Here is a 13,820-nt window from a genome sequence, read left to right as displayed (position 1 = left end):
ACTTCAAATTTAAAAGCGTCAGTTCGAGTGAATTTGTGGAACAAATTTGTATCGAGAACAGCTAAGAAATCGTAAAGCAATGTATCTTTTCAAAGTATATCTCGATACAAAATCTTTGCAAGATTTCACTCGATATGACGGAATGGTAATAATAGAGAGAAGAATTCAACTTCAAATTCAATTTCAAGTTCAAAAAAACGTAAATTTGCCGCATGGAATTCTCCTCAAAACTCTTAGAAAACGCCGTCAACGAAATTTCACAATTGCCAGGCATTGGAAAACGTACTGCTTTGCGATTGGTATTGCATTTACTGCGACAGCCAGAAAGTCAAACGTTGCATTTAGCAACTGCTTTGCAAGACTTGCGAACGGAAATCAAACACTGTAAAAGCTGTCATAACATTTCGGATGTAGAAATTTGTGATATCTGTATGAATGGAAATCGCCAACAAGATATCATTTGTGTGGTAGAAGACATTCGCGATGTCATGGCGATTGAAAGTACCGCGCAATACAAAGGTTTGTATCATGTTTTGGGCGGAAAAATTTCACCTTTAGATGGAGTAGGACCACATAACTTGACGATTTCAAGCTTGGTGGAAAAAGTAAAAGACGGAAAAGTCAAAGAAATCATATTTGCACTGAGTTCCACAATGGAAGGTGATACCACCAATTTTTACATCTATAAGCAAATAGAAAGTTACGAAATAAAAACATCTACTATTGCACGTGGAATTTCGGTAGGAGACGAATTGGAATATGCCGATGAGGTGACTTTGGGAAGAAGTATCATCAACAGAGTTCCGTTTGAAAACTCGCTGAAAAGCTCTTAATTTTCAATAGCTATGCAACTTTCAGTCATCATTCTCAACTACAATGTACGCTACTTTTTGGAAGCTTGTGTCAGAAGTGTACAAGCGGCAATTACGACGCTTGACGCGGAAATTATTGTGGTCGATAACAATTCGCCAGACGATAGTTGTGAGATGATGCGAAATACGTTTCCAGAAATTCAACTCCTAGCAAACACGGAAAATGTAGGTTTTGCCAAAGCAAACAATCAGGCGGTGCAACTTGCTAAAGGTGAATATGTCTGTATCTTAAATCCAGACACAATTGTGGCAGAAGATACCTTTACACAATTATTACAATTCGCAGATGCTACAGAAAATCTAGGAAGTATTGGTTGTAAACTCATTGATGGAAGCGGAAAGTTTCTGCCAGAAAGCAAACGCAACATTCCCACGCCAATGGTTTCTGTGAAGAAAATCTTAGGCAATAAAAATTCAGGGTACTATTCAAGCTTAGAAGAAAACGAAATTGGCAAAATAGATATCTTGGTTGGTGCGTTTATGTTGATGAAAAAAGAAGTTTATGATGCTGTTGGCGGATTTGACGAAGATTATTTTATGTATGGCGAAGACATTGATCTCTCCTACAAAATCAAAAAAGCGGGTTTTCAAAACTACTATTACGGCAAAACTTCGGTGATTCATTACAAAGGAGAAAGCACACTAAAAGACAAAACCTATGCAAAACGCTTTTATGGCGCAATGCAATTATTCTATAAAAAACATTTCAAAAGGAATTTGGTGTATGATGTGGCGGTTACGCTTGGCGCGAGATTGATTCCGTTAGTATCACCATCTGAAACAAGTACCAAAAAAGAAGTCCAAAAATATATTATTGTAAGTGATTCGGCGGAACGTTTCAAGCAAATACAAGCGGTGTATCATCCTAAAAACTGTGTGCAAGTTGAAAACTTAGGGCATTTTTTTCGTCAAATAGAAGGTGAAAAGAATATAGAAATCATTTTGGACAATCATTTTGTGGACATGAAAGATAGCATTCAAATCTTTGAAAAACAGTTTGGATATTACAAAATATTACCAAAAAACAGTACTTTTATCGTCGGTAGCGATTCCTCAAAAAACAGAGGAGAAGTGCGGTTGCTGAGCGAGTTGTAGTACGCTTATTAAATAAGCAAAAGAATGGAGTTTGAGAGCGTTGAAGTAAGGCTACTGAACTAGTTGAAGTAAATTAAAAATAATTCAACAAAAAACGATATTATTTAGTATTTTCGCAAAATAAATTAAAATAACATCTTTAGATTAAGGATATGGCAAAATTTGAACTAAAACTTCCACAAATGGGAGAAAGTGTTGCAGAAGCAACAATTATATCATGGCTCAAAGAAGTTGGTGACACAATTGAAGCTGACGAAGCAGTGTTAGAAATCGCAACTGACAAGGTAGATTCTGAATTACCTAGTGAAGTTGATGGTGTTTTAGTTGAAATCTTACACAATGTAGATGATGTTGTAAAAGTTGGTGATACAGTAGCTATTATTGAAACTGAAGGAGAAGGAAGTGTAGAAGCAACGCCAGCACCAGCAACCAAAACTGAAGAAGCAACTCCAGCAGCTGCGGAAGTAGCAAAAACAGTAGCAGTAGCGCAAGAAACGGTACACAATGATTTTTCAACTTCTGAAAAATTCTATTCGCCGTTAGTCAAAAACATTGCAAAGGAAGAAGGAATTTCTGTAGAAGAATTAGACGGAATTGCAGGATCAGGAAAAGAAGGAAGAGTTACTAAAAATGACATACTAGCATACATCAAAAATAGAGGAACTGCAGCAGCACAACCTGCGGCAGCACCAAAAGCAGCCGTAAAAGAAGTTGCAAAAGCAGTAGCTGCTCCAAAATCAGCTCCTGCAACACCAGTTTCTGTAAATGGAAGTGACGAAATCATAGAAATGACGCGTATGGGGAAACTCATTGCACATCATATGGTAGCTTCGGTACAAACATCAGCACACGTACAAAGTTTTGTTGAAGTAGATGTAACGAATATTTGGAACTGGCGTAAAAAAGTAAAATCGGCATTTGAAAAACGTGAAGGTGAAAAACTAACATTCACACCAATTTTCATGGAAGCGGTAGCAAAAGCATTGAAAGATTTCCCAATGATGAATATTTCTATAAATGGAGATACTATCATTAAAAAGAAAAACATCAACTTAGGAATGGCAGCTGCATTACCAGATGGAAACTTAATTGTTCCGGTAATCAAAAATGCAGATCAGTTGAATTTAGTTGGTATGGCAAAAGCGGTGAATGATTTAGCTGGAAGAGCCAGAGCAAACCAATTAAAACCAGATGATATTCAAGGTGGAACCTATACAGTAACCAATGTGGGTACTTTTGGAAGTATTATGGGAACGCCAATTATCAACCAACCGCAAGTTGGAATCTTGGCTTTAGGAGCTATCAGAAAAGTTCCTGCGGTTATTGAAACACCAGAAGGTGATTTCATCGGAATCCGTTACAAAATGTTCTTATCACATTCATACGATCACAGAGTAGTGAATGGAGCACTTGGTGGACAATTTGTAAAACAAGTTGCAGATTATCTAGAAGCTTGGGATAGTAATAGAGATATTTAAGAAAAAGAAAACTATATAAGTAAAGAGCCTTCAATTTGAAGGCTCTTTTTGTTTTTACTAAGATGCTAATTGTTGCAATTCAATAGTGCAATACGCATCGTGATGTGCCAAATGATTTTCTGTCATTTTATCAGTATATCCTTTAGGATCATTTACGTTTACATATGTTTCTCCACTTCCGTATGGATGATTGTATGAAAAATTATATGCTTTTCCCGAACCATCTTGAAAGGTAAAAGAAAAAGAACCTTGTGGTCCAACCAATCCAGAATTTTCTGCGTACACAACGCATTGTGCGCCATCTGTTAAAGTTTCGCTTCCACTTTTCACTTTTGGAGTGGTTCCATGTTGATGAGTTACATTGTCGAATTTTACGGTGGTTCCACAATTGTTGACTACTGTAATGCTGATAGGTCTAGCTGCCATAATAATTTATTTATGAGGTTAATAATAGTGTAATATTACTATATCAATTACAAGTTTTTTATAGCAAAAATTCGTGTTTATAAGAAAAGGTAGTTCTACTGTTTTAGAGTTATACAAATAGTCATAAATACTTGGTTTTATGTGAAAATGTTGAATTGAAAAACTGTAAAATTCAAAACCATTTATGGACTAAAGAAAAGACAAACGTCTGATGTTCAAAACCAATTTATTCCAAATATATATTCCTTTTGGAAATAGTAGTATAAGATGAACAAAACCCAAAATGATAGCGCCTGGAATCATATTGACTGAAATTATCTTCATTAATTGTTGGGCAAAAGAATCGGAAACGAATTCGTTCACAATAATTCCAGTTTCAGTAATCTCTATCTTAGTCGCAATAAGTAAAAAGATAGAAGCAAAATGAAAACTATTTGCAAAAAGATGCAAAATATATTCCCATTTAGGCAAACCTCCAATAGATTTTCTACTGTCAGTTTCAGCATAAGCATCGATTCCTAAAACAATAAAATCTATAGTAATAAGTACTATAGAAATCCAAAAACTAGTAGCATCTGTATTGATAAATAATAACCATACTATTAAAGGAAATAATAGCGCTCTGATAGTGTGTACTTTGTGTTCAAATATGCTATCCTTTCTATTAAATAATTCATACTTCCATATATGTAAATAAAATCCATCGTAGGTTGCAATAACCATGAACAATAAAAGGCATAAAGCACTTAAGTAATATAGTATTTCCATTCGTTGAGTTGTTTTAAATTTTAACAAAAATCAGCGAATAAAAAATAGAATCAATTGACATATGTCACAATACTACTAGAGTAGAATTTTAGATCGAATTCGACTTACTGTTTCTCTTGAAACTCCGATATAAGAAGCGATATGTTGAATGGAGACACGTTGAATAATTTCAGGTTGTTTCTCAAGTAAATGAAGGTATTTCTCTTTGGCAGTTTCAAAACTCATAGCATTAATTCGTTCAGACAAACGTATACATTCTCTCTCTGTTAATACGTTACTGAGCGATTGCCATGCATAATCTAATTGGTATAATTTTATTAAATTATCATAAGATAGCGTCACAACTTTAGCGTCTTCAATTGCTTGAATATATTCTGTAGAAGCAACACGATTTACAAAACTTTTGTGAGACAATGTGATGGAGTCTTCCATGCAAAAACAGGTATTTACTTCGTTTCCATCTTTTAAAAAATAAGTTCTAAAAAGGCCTTTTTCGATATAAGCTATCTGATGACACACTTTCCCTTCTTTAAGTAAAAAATCCCCTTTCTTAATTTCCTTTACCACAAAATAGTCCAATGCTAAACCAAAAACATCTTCATCCATTTGGATAGCATTTGTGATATACGATTTAATTTTTTGAAAATCAGGATTCATAATAGAAGACAAAATAACATATTCAATAACAAGTTCAAAATCAACAAAAAGCTAACCAAAAAAACAAACAGCGCACACTGAGCGAAGTCGAAGTGAAGTACTCTATTTCTTAAGCATCTCAATAAAAGAAATTAAATTCAATCCTTCATGCAATTCACCTTTTACTATAGCAATAGGGATGGAAGAAATCATAACATCTTGTCGTTTCATTTTTGAAATTGTATTCCAAAAAAACGTTTTATAACGCTCGTTTTCGGAAATATCAAACGCTTTGTGCGGAATTCGGTTTGCTTTCAGCATGCCAATCAATTTTTCGCATTTGGCACATTCATCTTTAGTAAAAATGACGGTTTCTCCAGCATCAATAATCTTTTCAAGTGATTTCCAGTTTTTTACTTTCACCATATTGACATTTACTTCTTGAAGCTTATCTTCAAAGGAATGAAAATACGTGTATTCGGGAGTTATATTTTTAAGTGGAATCAAAGTAGTAAGTAGTACTTTTGTTTGCGCAGGAACTTTCTTAATCACAGGGCGATAACTGCTTTTTCGGAAGCCTTTTCCATCAATCTTAAAAAAAACTTCTTTTGTTATTTCGGTATGATTAATGGCGTAAAATGTAATTTTCTTTTTGCCTTTTTCTTCTACAATTTCAATAGCTTTTGCTTGCGCATTTGTTGTAAAAACCCAACAAAAACATAAAACAAGTGTTGCTACAATAGACTTCCACATATCCACTTTCCTCTTATTGTTAATAATACATTAAAATCAATTATTATACCACAAAATAATTTTATTTGCCCTGTAATAATGGTAAATTTACTGTTTTAAATAAAATAATGGAATTAAAACTAAAAAATCCGATCTGCTTCTTTGACTTAGAAACCACAGGTATAGAAGTGGCGAAAGATAGAATTGTAGAAATCTCTATACTAAAAGTATATCCTAACGGAACTAAAGAGAGTAAAACTTGGTTGGTAAATCCTGAAATGCCAATTCCAGCAAGTGTGTCAGAAATTCATGGAATTACTGATGATAAAGTAGCTAATGAACCAACATTTAAGCAGATTTCGAAAGAAATTTACAATATGATTAAGGACAGTGATTTGGCAGGATATAATTCAGATCGATTTGATATTCCATTACTTGCAGAAGAATTATTACGTGTAGATATTGATTTTGACATGAAGAATAAAGTCTCTGTAGATGTACAGACTATTTTTCACAAAATGGAAAAACGTACGCTATCTGCCGCATATAAATTTTACTGTGGAAAAGAATTGGAAGGCGCACACGGAGCAGAAGCAGATACAAATGCTACGTACGAAGTATTGAAATCTCAATTAGATCGCTATGAAGAACTGGAAAATGACGTCAAGAAACTAAGCGAGTTTACAACACGAAAAAAGACCGCTGACTTTGCAGGATTTATCATTTTTGATAAAGATGATGAAGAAATTTTCTCTTTTGGAAAACACAAAGGGAAAAAAGTAGAAAAGGTATTGGAAGAAGAACCAGGATATTTTGGTTGGATTCTCAATGCGAACTTTCCGCTGTATACAAAAAAAGTGCTGACGGCAATTAAATTAAGAAAGCTGAATACAAATTTTAAAAAGTAAAAATGATATTGAGCAGGGCTACCATACTACTCATTTTATTTTTACAGATCGGTTTTGCGTACGCACAAAAAAATATTGCTGGAACAATTCTGAATGAAAAAACCAACAAACCAATTGCGTATGCACATTTAATAATTCCATCTGAAAAACGTGGAACTACAGCCGATGCTCAAGGGAATTTTGAGTTCACAGTGCAAGAAGATTGGATTGGGAAAGTTTTAAAAATTACTTGTGTTGGTTATGAAGATAAAAAAATAGCTCTTAAACGAGAAAAAGGTTTGGTGATTTACATGAAACCATCAGTCGAATTCTTAAGTGCAGTACATTTATCTCATAAAGAAAAAGAAAAATTAATACGTGTCAATTCATTTCGTGGAAAGCGTAGTATTGGCTTAGGAAACTTTAGTGGAGGAGCATATCCTTCTATGTTTGCAAGGTATTATCCGTTCAATGAAAATTTAGGGAATGAAAACTATTTAAAAGAAGTTTCCATATTCTTCTTTAAGGAAAGGAGACATGATGCAAAATTTCGATTGCGTATTGTTTCATCCACAGTGAATAAAATACCAAAAGACGATTTGCTCGATCCTGTTATTGTCGATATAAGTTACAAACAGTCAAAAGTAAAAATAAAAATGCCAGCCAATGGAATTGAAGTTCCGAAAGAAGGTTTTTTTGTAGTGGTGGAGCATTTATTTATAGAAGAAAATGCAGTAGAAGAAATAGTGCATTTGCAAGTAAATGATTCTTTAAAAATAAGAAACGTAAAGCAAAAGCGATACGCACCAATATTTAAAGGAATTGTGGAAGATGTTGGAGAATCTGTTTCATATTATATGTCAGTGAATGGTTGGAAAAAAGTTCAAATGCTTAAAATGCCGCGTTCTGACTTTAAAAAAAATCAAATAGTGGCACCAGCATTTAAATTGAAATTGACGAATTGAAAATTAATAAAAAAAAGTTGTTATACACAAGATGGGCAACTTTCGTACACAAATACAAAAAATAAGCAGATGAAAATTATTTGCATAGGACGCAATTATACGGAACATATTGCAGAGCTAGAGAATGAAAAACCAGCGGATCCAGTCATTTTTATGAAATCAGATACGTCTATTCTGCTTAAAAAGCAACCGTTCTTTATTCCCGATTTTTCAAAAGAAATCCATCATGAGGTGGAAGTTTTGGTAAAAATTAATAAATTGGGAAAATATATTGATCAGAAGTTTGCGCACAAATATTATAATGAAATTAGTGTAGGGATTGATTTCACAGCGCGCGACCTGCAATCGCAACTCAAAGCCAAAGGTTTACCATGGGAAAAAGCCAAAGCTTTTGATGGTTCGGCAGTTGTAGGACAATGGATTTCAAAAGATCAATTTAAAGATATCAACGATCTTAATTTTAAACTTGAAAAAAACAATGAAGTTGTACAACAAGGTAATACCAAGCAAATGCTTTGGAAAATTGATGAGCTAATTGCTTATGTTTCTCAATACTTTACCTTAAAAATAGGAGATATCATCTTTACAGGAACGCCAGCAGGAGTAGGAAAAGTAAATGCTGACGAACGACTGACAGGATATTTAGAAGGACAACAATTGTTTTCAATACTAGTAAAATAAAAATGGGTTACAATTTAGAAAAAATAAGCGCAATCTCTGATGGCGATCAAGACTTTATAGAAGCAGTAGTAGTAGCTTTTATTGAAGAAATCCCTGAAGACCTTGTTACTTTCGAACAAGAAGTAAAATCAGGAAATTATGAGGGCGTATATCAAGTGAGTCATAAGATAAAGCCAAACTTAGAACTATTAGGGATGGAAGAATCTTTCGAACTCAATCTAAAAATATTGAGTTGGTCAAAAGCAAAAACAAACATTGATGATATTGTAACTGCTTTTGGTGATGTGCAAAGTCGAATTAATGACAACATCGCAGCACTCAAAATAGAATTCAATTTACAATAATATATGATTGCAGAAATAATCACGATTGGTGATGAAATTCTTATTGGGCAAATTGTAGATACCAATTCTGTATTTATCTCTAAAGCGCTCAATGAAATTGGAGTTTCTGTTCATCAAATAACATCTATTCAAGACGATAAACAACATATTCTAGAAGCTTTAGAAGCTGCCAAACAAAAAGCTGATATTGTCTTAATTACTGGAGGATTAGGTCCTACAAAAGACGATATTACAAAACACACTTTATGTGAATACTTTGAAGATACCTTAGTGCATAATGAAGAGGTATTGGTTCATATAGAAGAGTTGTTTAAAAAGTTTGCGACAACTTCTCCTATATCCGATATGAACAGAATGCAAGCTTTAGTGCCTTCAAAAGCACAAGTATTGTTCAACGAATTTGGTACAGCGCCTGGAATGTGGTTAGAAAAAGAGAATACAGTCTTTGTGTCCATGCCTGGAGTTCCGTATGAAATGCGCGGATTAATGTCCAACCATATCATTCCAAAAATACAACAAGAATTTGAACGTCCTTATATATACCATAAAACCATTCTTACCTATGGAATGGGCGAGAGTAGTATTGCCATGAAAATTGAAGATTGGGAAAATAGCCTTCCTGATTTTATAAAATTGGCATATTTACCAAATACGGGTAAAGTTCGTTTGCGTCTTACAGCTAAAGGAAAAGACAAGCAAAAAATAACGGAAGCAGTTGATGCGTATGCAGAAAAGCTCTATCCGATTATTGGAGATATTATAAATGGAATAGAAGGAAAAAGTAATATAGTAACCCAAATAGGCGACCTTTTAAAAGCAAAAGGTCATACGTTGGCTGCTGCCGAAAGTTGTACTGGCGGACGTATTGCAGTACAAATAACTGCAGAATCTGGTGTTTCAGCATTTTTTAAAGGAAGTGCGGTCACTTATGCTTTGCAGTCTAAAGTAGACATTTTAGGCGTTCCTAAAGAACTTATAGACGAACATTCTGTCGTAAGTGCAGCAGTTGTGGAAGCGATGGCAAAAGGAGCAGCAGAAGTATATCATGCAGACTATGCGATGGCGACTACAGGAAATGCAGGACCAAGTAAAGGAAACTCAGATGTAGAAGTTGGAACTGTTTTTATAGGAATTGCCACACCAAACGGAATTATTTCTCAAGGATTTAACTTTGGGCAACCTCGTGAAAAGGTAGTAAACAAAGCTGTTGCCAAGGCTTTTCAAATGTTACTTGAAGAAATTTTAAAAAACAGTGATTAAATATTTGCTGAGAAAATAAAAAAACGTAAATTTGCACCTCGTTTTTGAATAACTTAAAAGTCTAGTAAAGATGTCAAGAATTTGTGAATTAACAGGTAAGAAAGCTATGGTAGGGAATAATGTATCCCACGCAATGAATAAAACGAAACGCAAATTTAATGCGAATCTTACAAAAAAGCGCTTTTACATTCCTGAAGAAGATAAGTGGGTAACTTTAAAAGTTTCTACTTCAGCATTAAAAACAATTAATAAAAAAGGAATCTCAGCTGTGCTTAAAGAAGCAAGAGCGAAAGGTTTTATCAAGTAATTCAGTCCATATTATAAATACCAATAGCAATGGCGAAGAAAGGAAATAGAGTTCAAGTGATACTAGAGTGTACAGAGCACAAAGCTTCTGGACAACCAGGAACTTCACGTTATATCACTACAAAAAATAAGAAAAATACTCCAGACAGATTAGAGATTAAAAAGTTTAATCCAATCTTAAAGAGAATGACTGTTCACAAAGAAATAAAATAATAAGTCATGGCAAAGAAAGCAGTAGCATCCTTACAAACAGGATCAAAAAGATTAACAAAAGCTATCAAAATGGTAAAGTCTCCAAAAACAGGAGCTTATACATTTGTTGAGTCAATCATGTCTCCAGATAAGGTAAACGATTGGTTAAAAAAATAAGTATACATTCTATACGATGATAAAAGCTACTTTCGAAAGAGAGTAGCTTTTTGTTTTTATACTTTACGTAGTATGACACTTTTACAGGTTTGTCAATTGGGCAAGGTAATTGACAAATTGAAGTATAGAAACCCAATGCAAAACATACACGAATTTTAAGTATCTTGTTTTGCGTTTTTATACAATCCATTTGGTTGTATGTAGAATTAAAAATAGTAGCACAGATTATGAGTTTTTTTAAAAGAATATTTTCATCAGAAAAAAAAGAAACGCTCGATAAAGGATTGGAAAAATCTAAATCAAGTTTTCTTTCTAAATTGACCAAAGCAGTTGCCGGAAAAAGCAAAGTAGATGATGAAGTTTTGGATAATTTAGAAGAAGTATTGGTCAGCAGTGATGTTGGAGTAGATACCACTTTAAAAATTATCGATCGAATAGAAGCAAGAGTTTCTAAAGATAAATACTTAGGAACAGAAGAACTAAACAAAATTCTTCGAGAAGAAATTGCTGGATTGTTATCAGAAACCAATTCTGGTGAAGAAACAGAGTATACGATTCCAGAAAATAAAAAACCGTATGTATTGATGGTTGTAGGTGTCAATGGAGTTGGAAAAACAACGACCATTGGTAAACTAGCCTATCAATTCAACAAGCAAGGATTAAAAGTTGTTTTGGGAGCTGCCGATACATTTAGAGCTGCCGCAATTGATCAATTACAAGTCTGGGCAGATAGAGTAGGTGTTCCTATTGTAAAACAAAATATGGGAAGTGATCCTGCTTCTGTAGCTTTTGATACCTTAAAATCGGGAGTTGCACAAGATGCAGATGTCATTATTATTGATACAGCCGGACGATTGCACAACAAAGTAAACTTGATGAAAGAGTTGACGAAAGTCAAAAAAGTAATGCAGAAAGTAATTGGAGATGCTCCACACGACGTTTTACTAGTGTTAGATGGTTCTACAGGTCAAAATGCATTTGAGCAAGCTAAACAGTTTACAGCGGCAACAGAAGTAACAACATTAGCGGTTACAAAACTTGACGGAACTGCCAAAGGTGGAGTTGTCATAGGAATCTCTGATCAATTTCAAATTCCTGTAAAATATATTGGAGTAGGAGAAGGCATCGAAGATTTACAAGTATTCAACAAATACGAATTCGTAGATTCATTCTTTAAAAAGTAGGTTAGACTCGCTTGGCTTTTAGACGTACTACGCTTTTAGATTGTTAGAACGTGCTCATGCACTTTTAAACTTTTATAGCTGTGCTGATTTGTTTTTTTATTTGTTGATACAATGACAAATCTACATCGCGTCAAGTTGAACTTGATTCAATTTCACATAACAATAAGAAAATATTTTAGGATGTGCTGAGTCATAAACTCAGAACGGAGAACATTCTAAAGAACCATAGGAGAGCGTTTATATAAATTTGCAACAAGCTATTTATATTCATATAAAGTAATCACAAGCTTATACAAACAAAAAAGCTGCATATTTAAAATATGCAGCTTTTCTTATATAAATCTTTTTTCTTTTGCTTATAACTTCGTCAAACGAATAACAACTTCAGTTAACGGTGCATTGGTACACATAGCACTTCCTGTATCTTCTACAAATCGAATGTCAATCGTAGTATCATCAACCATATTGTATGATGCTGGTGTTGCAGTTCCTTGTCCTAACAATACATTAGCACCACCACAATTGAAGTTTGTATCTTGATCATCTGTCACAGTTACAGTACCATCACAATTCAACGTAAAATTGAATGTCATTGTTGGTTGTGTTCCTGTCATATCTAAATTTGCTAAATACTTCACAGTAATGCTTCTTTCTGTATCAGAAACGTTTACAATATCAACAGTTGCAGGATCACCAAAAATTGGCTCGTCTGTATTTCCAATCTCTTGGTACGTATACATTCCTGTATATTCTAAAGAAGGTGTCGTTACATTTCCGAAAGTAAACCATTGACTCTGCGTAGTTGAACTACATAAAGTTCGTACGGCAAATGTATACGTTGTATTTGGACATAATCCGTTTGCTGTGAAATCAGAATTATTTACAGTGCTAATAGTTCCCGTATCTGGTGTAAAGCCTGCTGCTTCACCATAACTTACTTCCCAAGTAGTTTGTGCGTTAGAATCCCAATCTACCGTGATTGAATTTTGAGTTACAGTATCATACACTAAATTAATTGGAGGCAAACATGTTGCAAATCGATACGGTCCAGAAAATGCACTAGAACTTCCTATTTGATCTCCATCAGTAACAGCATTACAATTTGCTCTTACATAAAATTCATATTCACTGTTTGGTTGTAAATTGTTTACTAAATATTGTGTGCTGTTTCCAGTAGCAAATAAATCTGCTTCTTCTAAATTAAATCCTACTAAACCATATTTAACTTCCCAAGCAATTTCGTTTCCTCCTGGCATCCAAGTTAAAGTAGCACCAGTTTGTGTAATATTTGTGGCACCTAAGCCTGTTGGAGCTGGACACGAAGTACGGAATTCAACAGGTCCAAACCAGTCGTTATTTGCTAAACTACAATCTGACTTTACATAAAACTCATAAGAAGTTTGTGATGATAATCCTGTGATGTTAATACTTGTCGTAGGTGTATCGATAATCGTTCCTGCATCCGGATCAAATCCTGGAGTTCCCCAAGAAGCAGTCCAAGTAACGCCTGTTACGGGTAAACATTCCCCAGCTTCATTGACGCTACCACACCAATTAAGTCTAGCTGAATTATCGGTTATATCTGATGCAAAAGAAGCCGCTACTGTTTGGCAGGGCTGTATTATCTCAGGAATTTGTACATCATCTGAGCATGAGTATACAAATCCTATTAGTAGAAGTAAAACTACTTTTTTCATAAAATTTTTTTTTCGTGTATGACAAATATATAAAAACAATGAAGAGTTTGACATTTAGAAGCTAAAAAAACAAGAATTCCAAACAGTTAAACTTTTAGATTGTATCTTTATATCCTTAAA

Annotated in this window: 17 protein-coding genes; 12 read left to right on the top strand and 5 right to left on the bottom strand. The window is 34.1% G+C overall.

Annotated features, from left to right (window positions below):
• Positions 1-212: 212 nt before the first annotated feature.
• The 3 genes from recR (at position 213) to Q0845_RS21515 (ending at position 3,445) form a co-directional block, all read left to right on the top strand.
• Complete coding sequence (gene recR / locus Q0845_RS21525) at positions 213-833, top strand: recombination mediator RecR (RefSeq protein ID WP_298517705.1); 621 nt, start codon at positions 213-215, stop codon at positions 831-833.
• 12 nt (positions 834-845) lie between these two features.
• Positions 846-1,967 (top strand): glycosyltransferase family 2 protein, encoded by a 1,122-nt coding sequence (locus Q0845_RS21520; RefSeq protein ID WP_298517702.1) that lies wholly within the window; start codon positions 846-848, stop codon positions 1,965-1,967.
• A 152-nt stretch (positions 1,968-2,119) separates the two neighbouring features.
• Positions 2,120-3,445 (top strand): dihydrolipoamide acetyltransferase family protein, encoded by a 1,326-nt coding sequence (locus Q0845_RS21515; protein ID WP_298517699.1) that lies wholly within the window; start codon positions 2,120-2,122, stop codon positions 3,443-3,445.
• A 57-nt stretch (positions 3,446-3,502) separates the two neighbouring features.
• On the opposite strand, the gene Q0845_RS21510 is transcribed toward Q0845_RS21515, so the two are convergent.
• The 4 genes from Q0845_RS21510 to Q0845_RS21495 form a co-directional block, all read right to left on the bottom strand.
• On the bottom strand, positions 3,503-3,871 hold the full coding sequence (locus Q0845_RS21510; RefSeq protein ID WP_298517695.1) for a hypothetical protein: 369 nt from the start codon (positions 3,869-3,871) through the stop codon (positions 3,503-3,505).
• A gap of 189 nt (positions 3,872-4,060) precedes the next feature.
• Entirely contained in the window at positions 4,061-4,639 is a 579-nt protein-coding gene (locus Q0845_RS21505) for a hypothetical protein (protein WP_298517692.1), read from the bottom strand.
• 75 nt (positions 4,640-4,714) lie between these two features.
• Entirely contained in the window at positions 4,715-5,245 is a 531-nt protein-coding gene (locus Q0845_RS21500) for a Crp/Fnr family transcriptional regulator (RefSeq protein ID WP_298517689.1), read from the bottom strand.
• A 153-nt stretch (positions 5,246-5,398) separates the two neighbouring features.
• Positions 5,399-6,028: a hypothetical protein gene (locus Q0845_RS21495; protein WP_298517687.1), complete on the bottom strand. Its 630-nt coding sequence runs from the start codon at positions 6,026-6,028 to the stop codon at positions 5,399-5,401.
• Between the two features lie 107 nt (positions 6,029-6,135).
• Here Q0845_RS21495 and Q0845_RS21490 point away from each other — a divergent pair, with 107 nt between their 5' ends.
• The 9 genes from Q0845_RS21490 to ftsY all read left to right on the top strand — a co-directional run bounded on the left by Q0845_RS21490 (position 6,136) and on the right by ftsY (position 12,003).
• Complete coding sequence (locus Q0845_RS21490; RefSeq protein WP_298517684.1) at positions 6,136-6,915, top strand: 3'-5' exonuclease; 780 nt, start codon at positions 6,136-6,138, stop codon at positions 6,913-6,915.
• Positions 6,916-6,917: 2 nt separating this feature from the next.
• Positions 6,918-7,859 (top strand): carboxypeptidase-like regulatory domain-containing protein, encoded by a 942-nt coding sequence (locus Q0845_RS21485; protein WP_298517681.1) that lies wholly within the window; start codon positions 6,918-6,920, stop codon positions 7,857-7,859.
• Positions 7,860-7,928: 69 nt separating this feature from the next.
• Entirely contained in the window at positions 7,929-8,540 is a 612-nt protein-coding gene (locus Q0845_RS21480; RefSeq protein WP_298517679.1) for a fumarylacetoacetate hydrolase family protein, read from the top strand.
• 2 nt (positions 8,541-8,542) lie between these two features.
• Complete coding sequence (locus Q0845_RS21475; protein ID WP_298517676.1) at positions 8,543-8,884, top strand: Hpt domain-containing protein; 342 nt, start codon at positions 8,543-8,545, stop codon at positions 8,882-8,884.
• 3 nt (positions 8,885-8,887) lie between these two features.
• Complete coding sequence (locus Q0845_RS21470; RefSeq protein WP_298517673.1) at positions 8,888-10,144, top strand: competence/damage-inducible protein A; 1,257 nt, start codon at positions 8,888-8,890, stop codon at positions 10,142-10,144.
• 70 nt (positions 10,145-10,214) lie between these two features.
• On the top strand, positions 10,215-10,451 hold the full coding sequence (rpmB, locus tag Q0845_RS21465; RefSeq protein ID WP_007094745.1) for a 50S ribosomal protein L28: 237 nt from the start codon (positions 10,215-10,217) through the stop codon (positions 10,449-10,451).
• Positions 10,452-10,480: 29 nt separating this feature from the next.
• A complete protein-coding gene (gene rpmG / locus Q0845_RS21460; protein ID WP_007094744.1) occupies positions 10,481-10,663 on the top strand; it encodes a 50S ribosomal protein L33 in 183 nt (60 codons plus the stop codon).
• A 6-nt stretch (positions 10,664-10,669) separates the two neighbouring features.
• A complete protein-coding gene (locus tag Q0845_RS21455) occupies positions 10,670-10,819 on the top strand; it encodes a DUF4295 domain-containing protein (protein ID WP_290680390.1) in 150 nt (49 codons plus the stop codon).
• A 227-nt stretch (positions 10,820-11,046) separates the two neighbouring features.
• Positions 11,047-12,003 carry a signal recognition particle-docking protein FtsY gene (gene ftsY / locus Q0845_RS21450; RefSeq protein WP_298517665.1) on the top strand — a complete coding sequence of 319 codons (957 nt, stop codon included), beginning with the start codon at positions 11,047-11,049 and terminating at the stop codon, positions 12,001-12,003.
• A 356-nt stretch (positions 12,004-12,359) separates the two neighbouring features.
• On the opposite strand, the gene Q0845_RS21445 is transcribed toward ftsY, so the two are convergent.
• Positions 12,360-13,700, bottom strand: coding sequence for a fibronectin type III domain-containing protein (locus tag Q0845_RS21445; RefSeq protein ID WP_298517662.1), 1,341 nt, complete (start codon positions 13,698-13,700; stop codon positions 12,360-12,362).
• Between the last annotated feature and the right edge of the window lie 120 nt (positions 13,701-13,820).

The sequence above is a fragment of the uncultured Kordia sp. genome (assembly GCF_947489565.1).
Classification (GTDB): Bacteria; Bacteroidota; Bacteroidia; order Flavobacteriales; family Flavobacteriaceae; genus Kordia.
Note: the sequence above shows the minus strand (reverse complement) of the source record. Positions and strands in the feature narration are given on the sequence as shown.

Excerpts from the sequence above, each read along its gene's own strand:
- Q0845_RS21495 (WP_298517687.1), bottom strand. The coding sequence starts at position 6,028 with ATGTGGAAGTCTATTGTAGCAACACTTGTTTTATGTTTTTGTTGGGTT.
- Q0845_RS21500 (WP_298517689.1), bottom strand. The coding sequence starts at position 5,245 with ATGGATGAAGATGTTTTTGGTTTAGCATTGGACTATTTTGTGGTAAAG.
- Q0845_RS21515 (WP_298517699.1), top strand. The coding sequence starts at position 2,120 with ATGGCAAAATTTGAACTAAAACTTCCACAAATGGGAGAAAGTGTTGCA.
- Q0845_RS21480 (WP_298517679.1), top strand. The coding sequence starts at position 7,929 with ATGAAAATTATTTGCATAGGACGCAATTATACGGAACATATTGCAGAG.
- Q0845_RS21470 (WP_298517673.1), top strand. The coding sequence starts at position 8,888 with ATGATTGCAGAAATAATCACGATTGGTGATGAAATTCTTATTGGGCAA.
- rpmG (WP_007094744.1), top strand. The coding sequence starts at position 10,481 with ATGGCGAAGAAAGGAAATAGAGTTCAAGTGATACTAGAGTGTACAGAG.
- ftsY (WP_298517665.1), top strand. The coding sequence starts at position 11,047 with ATGAGTTTTTTTAAAAGAATATTTTCATCAGAAAAAAAAGAAACGCTC.
- Q0845_RS21445 (WP_298517662.1), bottom strand. The coding sequence starts at position 13,700 with ATGAAAAAAGTAGTTTTACTTCTACTAATAGGATTTGTATACTCATGC.
- Q0845_RS21520 (WP_298517702.1), top strand. The coding sequence starts at position 846 with ATGCAACTTTCAGTCATCATTCTCAACTACAATGTACGCTACTTTTTG.
- Q0845_RS21475 (WP_298517676.1), top strand. The coding sequence starts at position 8,543 with ATGGGTTACAATTTAGAAAAAATAAGCGCAATCTCTGATGGCGATCAA.
- rpmB (WP_007094745.1), top strand. The coding sequence starts at position 10,215 with ATGTCAAGAATTTGTGAATTAACAGGTAAGAAAGCTATGGTAGGGAAT.
- Q0845_RS21455 (WP_290680390.1), top strand. The coding sequence starts at position 10,670 with ATGGCAAAGAAAGCAGTAGCATCCTTACAAACAGGATCAAAAAGATTA.
- Q0845_RS21490 (WP_298517684.1), top strand. The coding sequence starts at position 6,136 with ATGGAATTAAAACTAAAAAATCCGATCTGCTTCTTTGACTTAGAAACC.
- Q0845_RS21510 (WP_298517695.1), bottom strand. The coding sequence starts at position 3,871 with ATGGCAGCTAGACCTATCAGCATTACAGTAGTCAACAATTGTGGAACC.
- Q0845_RS21505 (WP_298517692.1), bottom strand. The coding sequence starts at position 4,639 with ATGGAAATACTATATTACTTAAGTGCTTTATGCCTTTTATTGTTCATG.
- Q0845_RS21485 (WP_298517681.1), top strand. The coding sequence starts at position 6,918 with ATGATATTGAGCAGGGCTACCATACTACTCATTTTATTTTTACAGATC.
- recR (WP_298517705.1), top strand. The coding sequence starts at position 213 with ATGGAATTCTCCTCAAAACTCTTAGAAAACGCCGTCAACGAAATTTCA.